Origin of the sequence: Vibrio tubiashii, from assembly GCF_028551255.1 — a bacterium.
GTDB classification, from domain to species: domain Bacteria; phylum Pseudomonadota; class Gammaproteobacteria; order Enterobacterales; family Vibrionaceae; genus Vibrio; species Vibrio tubiashii_B.
Map to the genome: position 1 here is coordinate 1,034,134 of NZ_CP117030.1, position 17,276 is coordinate 1,051,409.

13 protein-coding genes and 3 tRNA genes are annotated in these 17,276 nt (G+C 44.9%); 1 reads left to right on the forward strand and 15 read right to left on the reverse strand.

Translation table 11 applies throughout. From position 1 onward, the window contains the following. Positions 1–2 precede the first annotated feature (2 nt). The 6 genes from LYZ37_RS20120 to LYZ37_RS20145 all read right to left on the reverse strand — a co-directional run bounded on the left by LYZ37_RS20120 (position 3) and on the right by LYZ37_RS20145 (position 7,781). A complete protein-coding gene (locus tag LYZ37_RS20120) occupies positions 3–971 on the reverse strand; it encodes an ABC transporter permease (RefSeq protein WP_272787328.1) in 969 nt (322 codons plus the stop codon). 63 nt (positions 972–1,034) lie between these two features. Continuing rightward, on the reverse strand, positions 1,035–2,408 hold the full coding sequence (locus tag LYZ37_RS20125) for a CmpA/NrtA family ABC transporter substrate-binding protein (protein WP_239824632.1): 1,374 nt from the start codon (positions 2,406–2,408) through the stop codon (positions 1,035–1,037). A gap of 267 nt (positions 2,409–2,675) precedes the next feature. Continuing rightward, on the reverse strand, positions 2,676–3,257 hold the full coding sequence (locus tag LYZ37_RS20130; protein WP_272787329.1) for an ANTAR domain-containing response regulator: 582 nt from the start codon (positions 3,255–3,257) through the stop codon (positions 2,676–2,678). A 64-nt stretch (positions 3,258–3,321) separates the two neighbouring features. Continuing rightward, positions 3,322–4,275: a glycosyl transferase family protein gene (locus LYZ37_RS20135; RefSeq protein WP_272787330.1), complete on the reverse strand. Its 954-nt coding sequence runs from the start codon at positions 4,273–4,275 to the stop codon at positions 3,322–3,324. Then, positions 4,272–5,156, reverse strand: coding sequence for a uroporphyrinogen-III C-methyltransferase (cobA, locus tag LYZ37_RS20140; RefSeq protein WP_272787331.1), 885 nt, complete (start codon positions 5,154–5,156; stop codon positions 4,272–4,274). The genes LYZ37_RS20135 and cobA overlap by 4 nt, the downstream gene beginning before the upstream one ends. Before the next feature lie 9 nt (positions 5,157–5,165). Further along, on the reverse strand, positions 5,166–7,781 hold the full coding sequence (locus tag LYZ37_RS20145) for a nitrate reductase (RefSeq protein WP_272787332.1): 2,616 nt from the start codon (positions 7,779–7,781) through the stop codon (positions 5,166–5,168). 338 nt (positions 7,782–8,119) lie between these two features. Here LYZ37_RS20145 and LYZ37_RS20150 point away from each other — a divergent pair, with 338 nt between their 5' ends. Continuing rightward, entirely contained in the window at positions 8,120–9,082 is a 963-nt protein-coding gene (locus LYZ37_RS20150) for a diguanylate cyclase domain-containing protein (protein WP_272787333.1), read from the forward strand. Positions 9,083–9,133: 51 nt separating this feature from the next. Here LYZ37_RS20150 and LYZ37_RS20155 read toward each other — a convergent pair. The 9 genes from LYZ37_RS20155 to LYZ37_RS20195 form a co-directional block, all read right to left on the reverse strand. Further along, positions 9,134–9,207, reverse strand: a tRNA-Cys gene (locus LYZ37_RS20155). Between the two features lie 46 nt (positions 9,208–9,253). After that, positions 9,254–9,340 (reverse strand) — tRNA-Leu (locus LYZ37_RS20160). 227 nt (positions 9,341–9,567) lie between these two features. After that, complete coding sequence (gene dld, locus LYZ37_RS20165; protein WP_272787334.1) at positions 9,568–11,274, reverse strand: D-lactate dehydrogenase; 1,707 nt, start codon at positions 11,272–11,274, stop codon at positions 9,568–9,570. Between the two features lie 460 nt (positions 11,275–11,734). Further along, on the reverse strand, positions 11,735–12,637 hold the full coding sequence (locus tag LYZ37_RS20170; RefSeq protein ID WP_272787335.1) for a LysR family transcriptional regulator: 903 nt from the start codon (positions 12,635–12,637) through the stop codon (positions 11,735–11,737). A gap of 215 nt (positions 12,638–12,852) precedes the next feature. Further along, positions 12,853–12,926, reverse strand: a tRNA-Cys gene (locus LYZ37_RS20175). A gap of 178 nt (positions 12,927–13,104) precedes the next feature. Continuing rightward, positions 13,105–13,461, reverse strand: coding sequence for an MmcQ/YjbR family DNA-binding protein (locus LYZ37_RS20180; protein ID WP_272787336.1), 357 nt, complete (start codon positions 13,459–13,461; stop codon positions 13,105–13,107). Positions 13,462–13,505: 44 nt separating this feature from the next. Further along, a complete protein-coding gene (locus tag LYZ37_RS20185) occupies positions 13,506–13,850 on the reverse strand; it encodes a HopJ type III effector protein (protein ID WP_272787337.1) in 345 nt (114 codons plus the stop codon). Between the two features lie 98 nt (positions 13,851–13,948). After that, a complete protein-coding gene (locus LYZ37_RS20190; protein WP_272787338.1) occupies positions 13,949–16,261 on the reverse strand; it encodes a methyl-accepting chemotaxis protein in 2,313 nt (770 codons plus the stop codon). A gap of 246 nt (positions 16,262–16,507) precedes the next feature. After that, positions 16,508–17,266, reverse strand: a complete 759-nt coding sequence (locus LYZ37_RS20195; protein ID WP_272787339.1) for an SDR family oxidoreductase — start codon at positions 17,264–17,266, stop codon at positions 16,508–16,510. Between the last annotated feature and the right edge of the window lie 10 nt (positions 17,267–17,276).

Consider the following 17,276-nt stretch of genomic DNA (forward strand, 5'->3'; position numbering starts at 1 on the left):
TTTTATCGCAATGCCTGTTGCTTATTCCAAGACAACCACTTCTGTAGTTGCAACATGCCTCGGTCTAGCAGTAAACCAATGAAACCAATCGTGATGACTGCCACCATAATGCGCCCCAATGAAGCCGAGCTGCCATTCTGGAATTCATCCCAAACAAACTTTCCTAGTCCCGGGTTTTGCGCCAACATCTCTGCGGCAATGAGTACCATCCATGCGATACCGAGCGATAAGCGCAATCCGGTAAAGATCATCGGAATCGCGGACGGAAGCACGATGACTCTGATATGTTGCCACCAAGATAACTGCAGCACTTTGCTGACGTTGATAAGATCTTTATCCACGCTAGTGACGCCAACGGCCGTGTTAATCAGCGTTGGCCACAAACTACACAGGGCAACTGTCAGCAACGAGTTAACAAAAGATTTAGCGAACATTGGGTCATCACTGACATAAGTTGCGCTCACCACCATGGTGACTATCGGTAGCCACGCCAGTGGAGAGACTGGCTTAAGCAACTGAATAATGGGGTTAAATGCCTGATAAACACCTTGGTTTAAGCCAAGGACAATACCTAGTGGTATAGCAATCAACGTGGCCAATAAAAATCCACTGGCGACCGTTATTAGGCTAGTCACTATTTGATCAAAGAATGTGGGCTTCCCCGTGTAAGGTCTAATCTTGACCTTAGCATCAGGATTTTTTGCTAGCTTTGCAGCATTACGTTTTTCTTGTCGCTCGATAAAGGCGACTTCTTTTTTTCTTTCATCCCAGTGCTCTACCACTAAGTTGCTGAATTGCTGGTAGGTTTGAGCCGGGCCCGGAAGTGTTCCTAGTGAAGTTTCTACCTGACGTGCACTGAAATGCCACATCATCAAGAACATCAAGATTCCAATCACAGGTAACAAAAAAGCTTTGCTCTTGTTCGCCACCAACTGCTTACTCGGAATAAGTGAGATTACATTGCTCGACATAACAACTCCTATACATCCTTGTTATTGTTTTGTTGGAGGGGACTCGCCCCTCCTCCATTTGTTTTAAACTTTGTCTTTGCCTTTAAGACCGATTGAGAACTTCTCTAGATACGCGTTAGGCGAACGGCCGTCGTAGACGATGTTGTCGATAAAATGTGTTTGTGGAGCGCGGAAACCATCTTCGGTGGCAAAATCTGGGAAGTCTTTGCTTGTGAGTACCCCGTCTTCAATCAGCGCTTGTGCAGCTTGCTGGTAGATATCTGGGCGATAAACCTCTTTCGCGACATCCATATACCAATCATCAGATTTTTCTTCAGGAATTTGTCCCCAGCGACGCATTTGGGTCAGATACCAAATCGCATCACTGTAATAAGGGTAAGTGGCGTTGTGACGGAAGAATACGTTGAAGTCTGGCACCTCTCGGACATTGCCTTTTTCGTACTCAAAAGTCCCTGTCATCGAGTTCGCTATCACTTCGAAATCTGCGCCAACATATTCGCTTTTTGCTAACAGTTTGACTGCTTCAACTCGGTTGGCGTTGTTGTTCTCGTCCAACCAATGAGCAGCTCGGATAAGCGCTTTCACCACACGAATGTGCGTATTGGGGTATTTTTCTGCCCACGATTTGGAGACACCAAACACTTTTTCTGGGTTGTTTTTCCAGATCTCATAGTCAGTCACAACCGGCGCGCCAATACCTTTAAATACTGCCTGTTGATTCCAAGGTTCACCAACGCAGTAACCTTCTATCGTTCCCGCTTCCATCGTCGCAGGCATTTGTGGTGGTGGAGTTACACTAAGCAGCACGTCTGCGTTGAGTTGCCCACTGTTATCACCTGACTTGGGCGCGTAGTAACCTGGGTGTATACCACCCGCAGCAAGCCAATAACGCAGTTCATAATTGTGAGTAGAGACAGGAAACACCATTCCCATGTTGAACGGTTTACCTTCATCAAGATAACTCTCGACAACAGGTTTAAGTGCGTCTGCCTTAATTGGGTGAACTAACTTTCCATCTGCCTCGGTCGGAATATTGGGTTTCATCTGCTGCCATGTTTTGTTTGAAACCGTAATCGCATTACCGTTGAGATCCATACTGAATGCGGTAATCACTTCCGCTTGGGTGCCAATGCCAATTGTCGCGCCTAACGGTTGACCTGACAGCATGTGGGCACCATCAAGCTCACCGTCAATCACTCTATCGAGCAAGACTTTCCAGTTCGCTTGCGCTTCTAACGTGACGTACAAGCCTTCGTCTTCAAAATAGCCTTTCTCATAGGCAACAGCGAGTGGCGCCATATCGGTAAGTTTGATAAAGCCAAATTTAAGGTCTTCGAGTTCTGGCTCACCCAGCTCGGCTAAGGTGCTAGGTACATAAAAGGTGGTGGTTAACGCTGCACCCACCAACGTACGTTTGATTGCTGACTTCCATTTCATAACTTTTCTCCAATAAAAAAGGCGCTACGCCTCCGAAGAGTCGTAGCGCCATTGCATCCTTGTCGATTACCGCCGTTGATAATGTAAGGTTACGATTGAACAGATTGTTTCTAATCTAAGTATTCCAAGTTGCGTGCCAACTTATTTAACACTTTATATTCAAATACTTATCCTTTTCCCTTTTCAATATTGCCTTTACCTTGCTTAGTAATAGTGCACTTCGCACCAATGCGGAATTTTTCTTATAACCCCAAAGTGGTAGTTGGGCTATTTTAGCGCCTCTAAAGTTTGCAGTAGATTTTTCGCCACTTGCGCCAAGGTTTGACTCGATTGCATCGCTGATTTTCTCATCGCTTTGTAAGCCGCATCTTCATCGACTTGGTGCATTTTCATCAGTAGCCCTTTTGCTCGCTCAATGATCTTTCTTTCTTCTAATCGCAGCTCAAGCTGTTCGATTTCATCTTCAAGAGCAACCACTGAACGGCGAATCTGGCACGCATTGGCTATCCACGGAATCAAACAAAACTCGGTATCTGCCGGAACAAGGACATAATCCATTCTTTCCGGTAAACGACTGATATCATTAGAGTCGAGTTGCTTCAGCACCACCAAGAGTGGATGCTTTCTAACACGGCATTCTTCAATAACCACGCGCAGTTCAGCACTCGGTTGCAACCAGCCCACAACGACATAAGCGTTGGGTTCTCGGTCCAACATTTGTTCAAACTGATTAAGCTGACAACTGATGATGTTGTCAAATTCTTGAGCGAGCAGCGTCGATAATCGTGCCAATTCTTCAACACGATCACTGCAAATGATGAGCGGATTTTTGGAGAGATTTTTGTGCATGAACATTCCTTGTTTTGCTCTCTATCTAATACAGACATAACAAGGAATGTGCCAATTGTTCTATTTACTGATTATCACAGTAACCAGACCAGAGTAGATAGGCCTTTTCAAATGACTTTTCTAGATCGTTTGACTCAGCAAACAGTGTCGCCGCCATTGTCGAAACCACTGTATTAGCCATCATATTAAGATCATTTTCTGTCGTACCAAACAGGCACTTTTTAGGTAAAGGAATGTCAGTCAGCATACGTTCAGTCCAATAATGCGATTCAACGCCTGTCGGTGTGCTCACCCAAACGGTTTGGCTGACTTTAGGGTTATATTCTGATTCGCCAGATTGTCCTTTAAAAGAGACCACGGCGTGTCGGGTTAATCCTATCTCGCTTTCGACTTCAGCATGCAGCTGTTGGAAGCCTGGATGGAAGCTACCGCGTAACCCCAGTTTTGCGCCTCCCGGGTTTAAAGCTCTGACGACCGTGTTGATCGGTGTACGCAATCCATAGCGATTCTTCCAGCCAATCATAGTTTCAGCTTGTGGAGCAAAATGCTTAAGAGGTAGATAAGCGATACGTTTAGTCTCTAGTAGTTGTTTCGCCTCTTGCGGTGACTGGGCAACCTCAATACCAAAGGCTTCAAGGTAATCTTCAGCATGTAATCGTCCAGCGGGCCTATCGTGATAACCATGTAACAGCACTTTGTAGCCACTGTCTGCAAGTATCTTAGCTGCTAACAGGTGCCAAGGTTGCCCTGCACTTTTGCGTTTACCCGCATAACACGGCCAGTCAATATCAGCGCCCAAGCTAGGGACACGAGACTGAAACGCTTTTACGAAACCTGCAATTTCCTGTTTGGTTTCATTTTGTACTCGAATCAACATCAGTAGCATCGCCATCTGGTCGTCACCGCATTGACCATCAAGATACTCGTCCATGATTTGGTATGCTTGATCAAAGGTAAGCGGCTTGCGTCCTCGCTCTCCTCGTCCAACCGTTCGGATACATTCTAAAATTGAGCTCATACTTCCTCTTGTGAGATCACTGACTCTATGGTCATGTTTAGTTCTTCTCGCAGTTTGACGACTTCGCCTAAGATAATCAATGCTGGGCTGACCCCTTTTAACTCTTTCGCTTTAGCAGTTAACGAGTCTAGAGACGACACATGTACCTTTTGCTGACGGCTACAACCGTGAGTAATGATGGCAAGCGGAAAGTCTGCATTGAGACCTTGCGCGATCAGTCCTTGCTGAATCTCTTGCGCTTTCTCCAGCCCCATATAAAAAACCAAAGTCTGTCCTGCCCTAACAAGCTCAGACCAAGCAGGTAACGCTCCTGTCACCACCTGCCCTGTCACAAAGGTAACGCTTCTGGCGATTTCTCTATGAGTTAAAGGGATATAAGACGACGCCGCGCAACCTATCGCGGCTGTGATACCTGGAATTACCTCAAACTCAATTTTGTGCTTTGCGAGTAGCAATCCTTCTTCACCACCGCGACCAAATATGAAGGGGTCACCGCCCTTTAGCCTAACGACACGTTTACCTAATTTCGCCAGTTCGACTAGAATTTGGCTGATTTCTTCTTGCTTTAAGCTCGGTTGACCGCAGCGCTTACCCACGTAAATTTGTTGGCATTTAGCCGCAGCAAAATCCAAAATTTCCCTATTCACCAGACGATCAAATACAATCACATCTGCCTGTTGAATCGCTTTCAGCGCTTTTACTGTCAACAGCTCTGGGTCATTGGGGCCTGCACCAACCAGTTGCACCTGTCCGCGTTTGACACCTTCTGAATCACAGCCACTACCAGTGAGATTGGGCTGTTTTACATATTGATGAGCAATGAAACCTGCACCGCGTAGCCCTAATTGCGAACCCTCTTTGACTCTCTTGTCTAATTTCATAGCACGCTCCTATTTCGCAATCAGTATTGTTTGTTCGTGGCTTGCGACAAGACGCTCAACTTGAGGTAAGCATGAGCCGCAGTTTGTTCCACACTTGAGTTTAGTTTTCAGTTGATTAACGCTTGTGCAATCTCCACTCTCCAACTCGCGGAGAATCTGCTTATCGCTCACTCTAAAACAACTACAGATCAACTCACTGGCTTCTTGCTGGCTAGAGACAGACAGCAATGCTGAAAAAGTTAGAGGCTTACCGATTAAACCTGCAAGATTTGGCACATCTACCTCAATAGGGAGCTGAGAGATCATGAGTAGAGATCGAATGATTTTGTCTTCACCCACTTCGTCATAACAAACTGTTAGCCAGCCACCAGCAAGCTCTAAAACGACTTTGCGTTTGTGCGGAGTTTCACCTAGCTCTGTCGCAAATGACTTGTCATAACGTTGGCTATCTGCAAAACGCCAGACGCCAACTCGCTCTTCAGATTGAAATGATTGGTAAACGAAATCGTGCTCAACAAATCGCTCACCGAGGTAAAGGCCATAAGTTTGTGCTTTTACCGGGAACAACTCCACTGGTTGGGATTTAAATGCTGGTTGTCCAGAAGAAGGATCAGCAATGCGGCTTACCACAGCATTAACCTGACTTTCGCCTCCATAATCTCCTGCCCAGTGCATCGACATAAACAGTTGTCTTTTTCCTAACCCGTCATCAATTGCTACTCTCGCAATAATCTTTCTCTCTGTCTCTGAGCTAGCTAAGGCGACCAACTGGCCTGATTTAACGTCCATGTAAGCTGCAGAACGACTGCTCATATACACCCTTGGTTCAGGTTCAGTCGCCGCAAGATGGGAAATGTAGCCAGTACGAGTCATGGTATGCCACTGATCTCTTTGTCTGCCAGTATTTAACCACCATGATTGGTCCTGCTGTTTTGGTGGCAGTGCAGGGATGACAAACCTCGCTTTACGATCAGCAAAGCTAAATTGGCCGTTGTGTAAAGGTCTTTCTCCTCCCCACTGAATAGGTTGCCAGTTTAAGTACTCTTCATCAGTGATATTCGCGAACTCGGACAGATCAAGTAGCAATGAGCTCTGTGTATTCAATCCAGTCATGGCTGCGTATTCTCTAAACACGTCAGCCTCACGAGCAAAATCGAAGGCATTCTCTCGACCTTGTAACTCACACAGCCTTGCGCCCACATCACTGATCGCTTGCCAATCTGGCTTAGCTGCACCTTTAGCGAACATAAACTGCCTTTGGCGAGTGAGCATACGTTCTGAGTTGGTCACCATACCTTGCTTTTCCCCCCAACCTGAGGCTGGGAGCAACAAATCCGCATACTTGGCGATATCAGAATCAGCGGTCACATCCGATACGATAACGAGGGGACATTTTTCGAGTGCACGTTTTACAAATGCGTTGTCAGGCATTGAAACAACTGGGTTAGTCGCCATGATCCAAATCACTTGAATATCGCCACGCTCAACGGCTTCAAACATCTCAATCGCTTTTAGACCCGGTTGCTGAGCAAGGGTATCTGTGTTCCAAAACTCACTGACAAGCTTTATGGACTCAGGGTCAAACCCTCTATGGATTGCTAGCTGATTCGCTAGCCCACCGACTTCTCTCCCTCCCATGGCGTTCGGCTGACCAGTAATAGAAAACGGCCCCGCCCCCTGAATGCCAATCTTACCCGTCGCGAGGTGAGCATTAATAATGGTGTTGGCCTTGTCTGCACCGTATTGGGATTGGTTTACTCCTTGGCAAAACAGAGTGATGGTTTTTCTGGTCGTGGCGAACCAGCGATAGAAGGTTTTTAGTTGCTCTTGGCTCAGCTCTAGTTGCTCACACAGCGCTTCTATACCGAATTCTTTGCTCATGACGAGATCAACTAACGCGCCGAATCCAGAAGTATGGGACTCAATATAGGACTCGTCTAGAGAGCCACTTTCAACACAGTAACGCAGCAGTCCATTAAACAGCGCAATATCACCGTCATTAGGGATAGATAGATGTAAGTCGGATTGCTGGGCCGTCACTGTTTCGCGCGGATCAATCACCACTAGCCTCAATTCAGGGTTACGTTCTCGAGCCTGTTGAATGCGTCTGAACAAAACGGGGTGTGTCCATGCGGTATTCGCTCCGCATATCACAATTAGCTCCGCATCATCTATGTCGTCATAGTTAACAGGGACGACATCTTCTCCAAACGCACGGTTGTGAGCCACAACGGCAGAAGACATACATAGCCGTGAATTGGTGTCGATGTTCGCGCTGCCTACCACGCCCTTCATAAACTTATTGGCTACGTAATAGTCTTCAGTAAGTAACTGACCTGAAACATACATTGCCGTGGAATCTGCGCCATGGTTTTGAATCGCTTCACTATAAGCAGTCGCGATCACCTCCGTTGCTCGCTCCCAACTTATCTCTTTGCCATCCAACTTTGGATACAGCAATCGCGAAGGCATGTCTAAGCTCTGAGCTAACGCGGAACCTTTAACACATAAAGCCCCTTGATTTGCGGGGTGCGCCTTATCCCCTTCTATGCCCAGTTGATTCACTTCCACACCGCATCCCACTCCACAATATGGGCAGGCCGTTTTTGTACATTCCCTTGTCATCACTTACTCCTTGAAACAAAAAACCTCCTCCACCTTAAAAGTGGAGGAGGCTTCTTCGCCTGTGACGTTGTTATATGTATTTGTTGCCCTTGTATATCAGGCTAAATAGCTGCAGCAAATAAAGTGCCAGATCGTTTTCTTCATATATTCAATGAGTTACTAACATAGCAAAGCACAAGTTGCACCAAGCCTGTGCATTAGAGGCTAATTTTGCATCTTGTTGCTCTTCCCTAGCGTGAGCAAAACACCAAGCAATACCGTTTTCTAGTTAGAAATCTCTCCACGAATTTCGTATAGTCACATTCACCTGGTTGATATCTGAAAGACAGGTGATATTCATGGAAGAATACCAAAAGCAGATCGCAGAGCTGAAAGCTCAAGTTGAATCACTACAAAAGGATAAAGATCGACTACAAGAAAAACTCAACTTGGCATTGGATGGTACGGGGCTTTGTTTATGGGAGCAGCATGTACCTTCTGGAACCCTGACAATCTTTAATATGGAATGGGGGAAGATGCTTGGGTACCAGTCTAACGAGCTGACGGCCACCGTCGAGACTTGGAAAAGTAAACTACACCCTGAAGATTACGATTTGGCTGTGGGCGCATTTGAGGACCATTTAGCAGGCAAAACCGATCTCTATGAAGTCGTTCATAGAATGATTCACAAGGATGGTAGTGACAGTTGGGTCTCAGACAGAGGAAGAGTCGTCGAGTTTGACTCGAATGGCAAACCACTGCGAATGATGGGGACACACGTCGATATCACCCAAGAGAAACGTTATGAACAACAGCTCGCTAAGCTCGCCAATAGTGACCCTCTGACTGGGCTACTAAACAGAAGCGCCTTTGAACAATCTTACTTAACTCATACCCAACTCAGCAGCTCTAACTACTCTGCGCTTATCTTTATTGATATCGACAACTTTAAATCCGTCAATGATCAACTGGGTCACCAAGCTGGGGATCGGTTGTTAATACAAATCGCAGGGAGTTTAGAACGTAACGCTATTCCGGGTTCGATCGTAGCAAGGCTGGGTGGAGACGAGTTTGTTATGTTAAGTCACATCCACAATCAAAATCAGATTCAGGAGTTTTGCGATACCCTACTTGCTCATGTCACACCAGAAATTCAGCCGGACTCCCCATATGCCAAAATCGGTTTTAGTATTGGTGTCTGTCTGTTCTCGGGAACTCAATATCGTTTTGATGAAATTTACGAGAAAGCGGACTCTGCGATGTATAGAGTCAAGAAAGGCGGAAAAAATGGCGTTGCGTATGTGGATTTGTGTGAAAGCTAAGTAACAGGCATAAAAAAACCAGCCTAAGCTGGTTACTTTCTCTTAAGAGAATGGAGGCGCGTCCCGGAGTCGAACCGAGGTCCACGGATTTGCAATCCGCTGCATAGCCACTCTGCCAACGCGCCTCAAATTTTGCTTTTTTACCTAACCGGCTCTAGCCAGAAAAGTAGATGGTGCCCCGGGCCGGACTTGAACCGGCACAGCGCGAACGCCGAGGGATTTTAAATCCCTTGTGTCTACCAATTCCACCACCAGGGCAACGCAATGATGCGATGGTAACACCACCTGTTCTAACGACCTATGCCGTGAGAACGAGGTGTACTTTAACGGATTGAGATTCAAGGTCAACAAGAAATTTATTCATTTTGATTCAACTGGTTAAAAAGACAACTTAACGTTTGCCAGTTAAGCAATTCGATCAAAACTTCAACGCCACTTCAAATAGAAAGAGCCACTTAGAATGTGGCTCTTACGATATTCATCGCTTAAGCACAGCAATTACAGTTACGTTTATAACGGTCCATTTTACCGATACCTGGGTTAAAGGTATTGGTAGGATCTAACTGGTGATAAAACTTTTGCAACGAATTTTCTGCCTCATACAAGTGCCCAACGTTATGCTCTGCGGGGTATTTTGCTCCTCGGCTGTTTAGATGCTCCAACATCAGCTTTTTCATTCGCTTGGTGTCAGTGCCTTTCTTGAAAATATAGTCTTGGTGGAACACGTAACACATAAAGTGTCCATAATAGAGCGACTTAACCAAGTTTTGGCTCACTTCCTCCGGCAAGGTTTCTAACCACTCTTCGTCATTTCGTCTTAATGCAATATCGAGCGCAACGATATCTTCAACCTCGTTTCGGTGGATCGTTTCATAACGAATAGCCGCCCCTGCTGCTGCAAAGCGATGCAAATAGGCTTTCTTCCCTTCATCCGGAGTACATTCAAAGAAGTCACTGTCAGGCTCTACCGCCCACACTTCTTGCAGATACTTTTGCGCTTCTGCGATACCACCATCACTCATTTTAAGCACAAGGTGATGCTCGTACTTGTCACGGTACTCCAACATGCGTTGTGGCAAGTGTTGAGGGAACAACTTGCTCGCGTAATACAAAATCGTATCTGGGAGATATTTACTGACTAAAGGCACGCGCTCTAAGAAGTTTTCCACTTTCGCTTTCAATGAAAACATCTTAGGTAAATTATCTGTACCCAACTTATCAATCGATAAGAACACATCTTTGCCGTACTTCTCTGCCATGTTAAAGATATCACGGTGAAGATACTCCCCCATTTCTGGCAGGTTTTCGAACTGAGTCAGGAAGTCTTTTCTTAGTTTGGTCAGTTTATTCGGATCATTGGTACCCAAATAGAAGATTTGTTCTTTTTGCGGGATTGGGTAGCTGTCCACGCGCACTGCAAATACACCTAATTTGCCAGCACAGCCGCTTGCCTCAAACAAACGACGTTCATCTGCATTGAAACGCGAAGGAATATCTGAAGTTACATCACGAACGCGCTCATCATATTCTTTGTCTGATGCCATACGCTCGTCATGAATGACATTAGCAGGGTCAAAGTTTCCATCTTGGAGGTTTTGCAAAATTTCTTCTGGTGTCGGCCCAAGGCCATCGATCCCAAGGTGATTGACAAGGTGAAGTTGTCCCTTTTTATCGACCTGAGCAAAAATGGCTAGCTCAGTGTAAGCAGGGCCGCGTTTTACTAATGCGCCACCGGAGTTGTTTGCAATGCCGCCAACGACTGTCGCCCCCAGAGAAGAAGAACCAATCACTGAATGTGGCGCTCGATTGACTGCTCTTAACTCTTTTTCTAGAGAATGAAGACTAGCGCCTGGAAGACAGATTGCTTGTTTGCCACCGTCAATGAGGTAGATTTGCTTCATTTTGGTAATGTTGATGACGACGACATCGCGGTCATAATCATTACCGCTTGGTGCAGAACCTTCGGTCAGTCCCGTTTTCGCAGCCTGCATAATAATAATGCAATTGTTCTCAACGCATTGTTCAATAATCTTCCATTGTTCAACAAGTGTATTGGGAAAAACAACGGCTAGAGCAGTACCGCTTCCGGAGCGAAAACCGCTGCGGTAGTACTTGTTTTTAACTTGATCGGTAAGGACGTTCTCTTCTCCTACGATCGCGGTAAATGCGTCAATCAGCTGCTTCTGTTTCATATCCGTATCTCTAATTATTGTGCCCGATCAATATAAGCAGTCCAATTCTTTACGTCCATGACCGTAAGTGAACCCTGTGACAGCCACAATAACTCTAATGTTTATTTTTTAAATAATTTCAAATAGTTAATATTTTTAAAAGACAAATATCAACAAAGAAAAATATCGTTTCCATAAAGAAACAATACAAAATTAAAATGTTAACAAACAGATTCAGATTGAGAATCGAGTAAATCAGACTCTGCGTATAAACCCTCTGTTTTAAAAGAATTTATGCACAGAAAAATGCCTACAATACCTAGACACAGCCAGCAACAAATCGAACTAAAAACATCACAAGAGTGTTGGATTATTGTGACAAGCCAAGACTCTCAACAAAGAAGCACCTAATAGAAACTCAAGTCGTAAGTTTGAAAAAGTGTTCTAGGCTAGATTTCGTTAAGCAAAAGGGCTCTTTCGACTAAAATTGATAGCTGCGCTCTTGAAAGCACTGATACAAATGCTCAATGAAAAGCTTAATTTTTTCAGGCTGTTGGCGAGTATATGGGTAGACCGCATAGATACCGAGGCACTTTGCCGTCTCCTCTTTGAACAGTTGAATCAACCGACCTTGCTGTAAATCTTCATAAACCAACACACGAGGTACGTAAATGATTCCCTGCCCCAACAAAGCAACGTTACGTAGGGCTGAAGAGTTATTAGTACACAGATTGCCATCCACTTTGACTTGATAGACATCGTCACCGTTTTTAAACGCCCACTCTCTCGCTCCCGTCTCCTGATAGGCATAAGCTAAACAATTGTGTTTTGTGAGTTCTTTTGGCGTTTTAGGCTTACCATTTTTCGCTATGTACTTGGGTGAGGCGCAAACAATCCAATTGGCATCGACCAACTTGCGCGCGATGAGGCTTGAATCAGGAAGAACCCCTGTGCGAATGGCTAAATCAAAACGCTCATTGACGATATCCACAAAACGATTATCCAGCTCCATATCAATGTTGATATCTGGGTATTCTTGGTTAAATTCAGCGATAACAGTAGGTAAGATCAACTCACCGGATATGATAGGAACGGTAATCTTAATGTTGCCGGATAAGCTCTTACCTAAGCCAACAATCGATTCCTCAGCCATTGCTACAGCTTGATAAACACTTCTCGCATGTTCAAAAAAGGCTTGCCCAGACTCTGTCAGTTTGAGGGTTCGAGTCGTTCGGTAAAGGAGTTGAACGCCGATATCTTGCTCAAGTTTAGCGATACGCTTACTGACAACCGACTTGGTCAATTCCATGTGTCTTGCAGCTGCACTAAATGAGCCCAGCTCAACCAAATGGTAGAAAATAATATAGTCGTCGGTATTTCTCATGCGTCTTCACTACTAACCTGGAGAGAAGAATATTGTAAGGAGAATGGAGACAGAATGCAGTTCCTAGAGTCACACTTGTGCGCTGTGTCAGCCTCATCTAGAAAGGTTTACTTGCTCCAGAGACAAAAAAACCAGCTTTCGCTGGTCTAGTATTGATGCTTTAACATCTGAGCTTTCACATTCGGATATTGCTGTTGCCGTACCCGAGAAAAGAATGGAGGCGCGTCCCGGAGTCGAACCGAGGTCCACGGATTTGCAATCCGCTGCATAGCCACTCTGCCAACGCGCCCTTCTTTCCAACGCTTTAGTTACCCACCGCTGCGTTCGATGCATACTCTACGGATTGAGCTTAGAGAGTCAAACAAAAATCGAATTAATCCGTTTGTTTGCTGAGTTTTAAAGCAACATGATGCGAGTTCGAGCAATCAAGGTGAATTTTCCTGCACCCTCGTTCCACCAGCAGTTCATTAACTAATGCCCAACTCAACTCTATCGGCCTTTGGAAGCTTCTTTGCCACCAGTTCGTATGAGCGCTCGCAAAGATCTTGTACAAGCCCATCTTCGACATCACCAGGGTAGTAAACCGTTACCCAATGGCGCTTGTTGGTGTGATAGCCGGGAGTAATATCGTTAAACTGAGAGGTGAGGACTTCTCCATCTTCAGGAACGACTTTCACCGTCACGTACTCACGCCCTTCACGCTCGGCAAGTATCGCAAACATCTTGCCTTTCACTTTATATACTAAAGCATCGGGACCAAACGGATAACCTGACTCTGCACATTTAAAACTGTCTAAATACTTAGCCAAATCTGAATTGTTCATATCAAACGCTCCAATTAAAAAGGAGCACTAGGCTCCTTTATCTGCTATTTAGAAATAAGTGCATCACCTTCAAATCTGATGCCTTGCCAGCCAAACTGAATAAAATTACGGATGTTGGCGTGATCTTGACCATCAGGATTGCCTAAGACATCTTCTCGATAAAACTTGCCAAAACATGCCAGTGTTGATGAAGGGTCTAATTGGTTTAGAAGGCCAAACGCAAAGATTTTGCATGAGCCATTATTCTGGTTTGCATCGTTTAAGGTCTCTCCGTTAACAAACGCGGTTGGCGTGAACTCATAGTTTGCTTCAATGACCGCCATAGTATCTTCAAATTGCACCGATTCAGGCGATTGAGAAAGGTTGTCGAGAAATTGCTTCAGATCCATGTGATATATACTCCATAAAATTTGGATCGAGTCTAAGACATAGATTGAAATAAAAAAAGCTCTTTCGCGATGAAAGAGCTTTTGCTGCGAGGACACTATTAATATTTAAATTGCGACACTTCCGCATTCAATCGATCAGCTTCGCTAGACAAACCTTGAAGCACATCATCGACATCTTGCACTTGAACCGATACCGCTGAAGAGGCATCTGCAATAGAAGTAATACTGCCACTTATCTCGTCAGTTACAGCCTTTTGTTCCTCAGTAGCAGCTGCGATTTGTACGTTCATCTCATTTAGGTCATTAAGCATAGTCACAATTTGCTCGAGCATCTCAGTGTTTTTATCACAGGTGGTGACACCCTCAGACACCGTGTTATTTGCGCTCTCTATACTCTGAGACACACTTTGAGTTTCGCGCTGAAGTGATTCAATTTTTTCACGAATTTCTTCAGTAGAAGACTGCGTTCGACCCGCAAGAGAGCGAACTTCATCCGCAACGACCGCAAAGCCACGACCTTGCTCACCGGCCCTTGCCGCCTCTATCGCAGCATTCAGCGCTAGTAGATTGGTTTGCTCTGCGATACCTTGAATAACATCGAGCACTTCGGCAATCGAGTTAGTTTCAGTATGCAGCCTTTGGATCGCATCGACTGCGGTTTTCATCTCTGCGTCTAAACGAGAGATTTCACTGCCTAAGTTCTGACCAACCTGAACACCTTCACTGCCGGTATCATTGGCATTTTTAACAAACTCTGCTGCTCGCGTCGCGAATTGTGCTACCTCGGCAATCGAAGCGCTCATCTCATTCACCGCAGTCGCTACCGACTCAGTTCTATGATTTTGGTCAGCAACCGATTCACGGGTACTGTTCATGTTGCCCGCCATGCTCTGGGTATTGCTGTTAAGGTTATTGGTGGTTTGTGCAAACTGACCAATGATATCTTGTAGATGAGCAAACAACGAATTGAGTGAGATAGCTAAATCGGTCATTTCATCTTTACCAGACTCCTCTAGACGTTGGGTCAGATCATTGTTTTTGCCAATCCACTGTACTTTCTCACTAGCAAGCTTGATCGGTTTAGCAATGCTGTTACCGAGTAGATAAGAAATAAACATCGCTACCGCAACCACTACGACAATACTACTGATTACAGTCATGAACAGAGAGCTAATTAAAGTCTCTAGATCTTCCAAAGCCTCCTCTTTGTCAATGTCAGTCACAATACCCCAAGTTAACCCTGCGACATTGACCGGAGAGTAAGCAGAAAGCACTTCTACGCCACGATAATCGGTGACAATGTCAGATCCACTTTGGCCTCTGAGGGCCGCCTTTGAGGTTGCAGTTGCGACAGGTTGACGGCCAATCGCTGAAGACTTGCCTTCAATTTGGGCCAACACTGACTGAGAAACACCCGCTTCCTTCAATGCCGCGAAATAGCTGTCAGGGTTTTCCATTAAGAATCGGGATTCGCTACGGAGTAATCCATCTTGTCCAACTAAGTAAGTCTCGCCACTTTCCCCTAAGCCTGCAAAACTCCAATTGCTGTTGAAAGTCATGATTCGATTGATTTCATCAACAGGCATTTGGAAGATCAACACACCCAATGTTTGGTTCGCATTTTTTACTGGAGTGGCAATAAAAGAAGCGGCTGCTTCGTAAGAGGGGTAATAAGGATAAAAATCTTCTAAGTGATATTGATTAGCTGACAAATTCATTGCGTTTTTAAATGCTTTGGCAATACCACTATTCGCATAAGGGCCAGAATTTAAATTAGTTGCATAGTCTAGCTCTTTAAATACTGAATAAACGATATTACCTTCAACATCGACTAAGAAAATATCGTAATAACCAAACTCTTCTAAGAATCCTTTGATACTTGGATGATACGTAGCATGGACAGAATCATATTCGGTACCCAAAGAGTCACTCATTAAATTGTGTTTTTCACCAAGAGGGTTAGGGTTTGTACCGATATAACGAGCTTGAAGCGCTTTACTAAGGGGGGATAATGCATTGAGCTTTTGCATTTCATTGGCCGATGCTCCGCCATTTGCCCCTTTATAGGTCGCGCCAAAATTTGCTTGGTAATAAGATTGTAACCGCCCGATGTCGCTTTGAGAGACTTGCTCTATTGGGTATGACTTGAACGCCTCACTAAAAGCTCCCATCGCATCTTTGACCCCAACAGAATTGGCGGTCGTTACGACTTGACCACTTATGTGTTTGAAATAACTTTCAATTTCATTTTTCTTAATTTCACGAACGGAAATCAATTGACTGGTTGCCCGTTCAAATAACGCTTGTTCAGAAAGTCCTGAAGAACGCCATCCGACAATGACACCGGTTGCGACAACCGCCAAGGTGCACAATAGCGTTGAAGCCAACACTATCTTCGTTGCAATTTTCATAACGACAACCCCTCACAGATATTCCGTATCTGCCTGTTTATTTAGAGGAAACTCGCCAACCAACGCTTTAGTAATACATTTCTTCCAGATGAAGTATCTCTAATAAGCCGAGTTATTATTTGTATATGCATGCTGTTCTATAAGTGTAAGCACAAAATTTAAACTTTTCGATTAGTTGTCGAAAATATTCTAAATCTAACTATTTAGAGGCATATTTTTACACTTGTTGCATATACATAAATAACCCTACATTCTTATCCCACCATCAACCTCAATTATACGACCGTTTATATAGTCGTTTTCGAAGATAAATTTAACCGTATTTGCTATCTCTGCAGTTTCTCCCATTCGCCCAACAGGAATCATAGACTCTAATCGGGCGATCGCTTCCGGTTTCATTTGCGCCGCCATCGGGGTCTCTATCACGCCCGGCGCTATCGCCGCAGCCCGAATGCCAAACCTTGCAAGCTCTTTCGCCCATGTTGTCGCTAGAGTCGCCACTGCTGCTTTTGAAGCGGCATAATTAGTTTGGCCTATGTTTCCCGCGCGAGCGACACTGGATATATTGATAATCACGCCCTTGCGCTCAGTTTTAATCATATTTAACGCTGCTTCTCGCCCGCAGAGAAACGTCCCGTTAAGGTTTACGTTTATCACGGAGTTAAACTGTTCGAGTGACATCTTTGAGATTTCGCCATCTTTGACTTTCACTAGCAGACCATCTCGTAAAATACCCGCATTGTTGACTAAGCCATCTATATGACCAAAGTCAGTGACAATGTCACTAAACACCTGCTCTACTTCATCTTCATTGGTCACATCGGCTCGATAAGTCAACGCCTTAACACCAAGCATATGACATTGTTCTTGAGTGTGCCTCAAAGCTTGTTCATTTACATCGATAAGGGCCATTTCAGCGCCAGCGTGCGCTAACGTCACAGCCATCATTTGCCCCAAACCTTGCCCTGCGCCAGTGATTGCAATCACGCTTTCTTTTAACTCCATAGCAAGCTCC

Coding starts and splice junctions, on each gene's coding strand:
- LYZ37_RS20185 (WP_272787337.1), bottom strand. CDS start 13,850: ATGGATCTGAAGCAATTTCTCGACAACCTTTCTCAATCGCCTGAATCG.
- LYZ37_RS20135 (WP_272787330.1), bottom strand. CDS start 4,275: ATGAGCTCAATTTTAGAATGTATCCGAACGGTTGGACGAGGAGAGCGA.
- cobA (WP_272787331.1), bottom strand. CDS start 5,156: ATGAAATTAGACAAGAGAGTCAAAGAGGGTTCGCAATTAGGGCTACGC.
- LYZ37_RS20170 (WP_272787335.1), bottom strand. CDS start 12,637: ATGAGAAATACCGACGACTATATTATTTTCTACCATTTGGTTGAGCTG.
- LYZ37_RS20190 (WP_272787338.1), bottom strand. CDS start 16,261: ATGAAAATTGCAACGAAGATAGTGTTGGCTTCAACGCTATTGTGCACC.
- LYZ37_RS20130 (WP_272787329.1), bottom strand. CDS start 3,257: ATGCACAAAAATCTCTCCAAAAATCCGCTCATCATTTGCAGTGATCGT.
- dld (WP_272787334.1), bottom strand. CDS start 11,274: ATGAAACAGAAGCAGCTGATTGACGCATTTACCGCGATCGTAGGAGAA.
- LYZ37_RS20145 (WP_272787332.1), bottom strand. CDS start 7,781: ATGACAAGGGAATGTACAAAAACGGCCTGCCCATATTGTGGAGTGGGA.
- LYZ37_RS20180 (WP_272787336.1), bottom strand. CDS start 13,461: ATGAACAATTCAGATTTGGCTAAGTATTTAGACAGTTTTAAATGTGCA.
- LYZ37_RS20195 (WP_272787339.1), bottom strand. CDS start 17,266: ATGGAGTTAAAAGAAAGCGTGATTGCAATCACTGGCGCAGGGCAAGGT.
- LYZ37_RS20125 (WP_239824632.1), bottom strand. CDS start 2,408: ATGAAATGGAAGTCAGCAATCAAACGTACGTTGGTGGGTGCAGCGTTA.
- LYZ37_RS20150 (WP_272787333.1), top strand. CDS start 8,120: ATGGAAGAATACCAAAAGCAGATCGCAGAGCTGAAAGCTCAAGTTGAA.
- LYZ37_RS20120 (WP_272787328.1), bottom strand. CDS start 971: ATGTCGAGCAATGTAATCTCACTTATTCCGAGTAAGCAGTTGGTGGCG.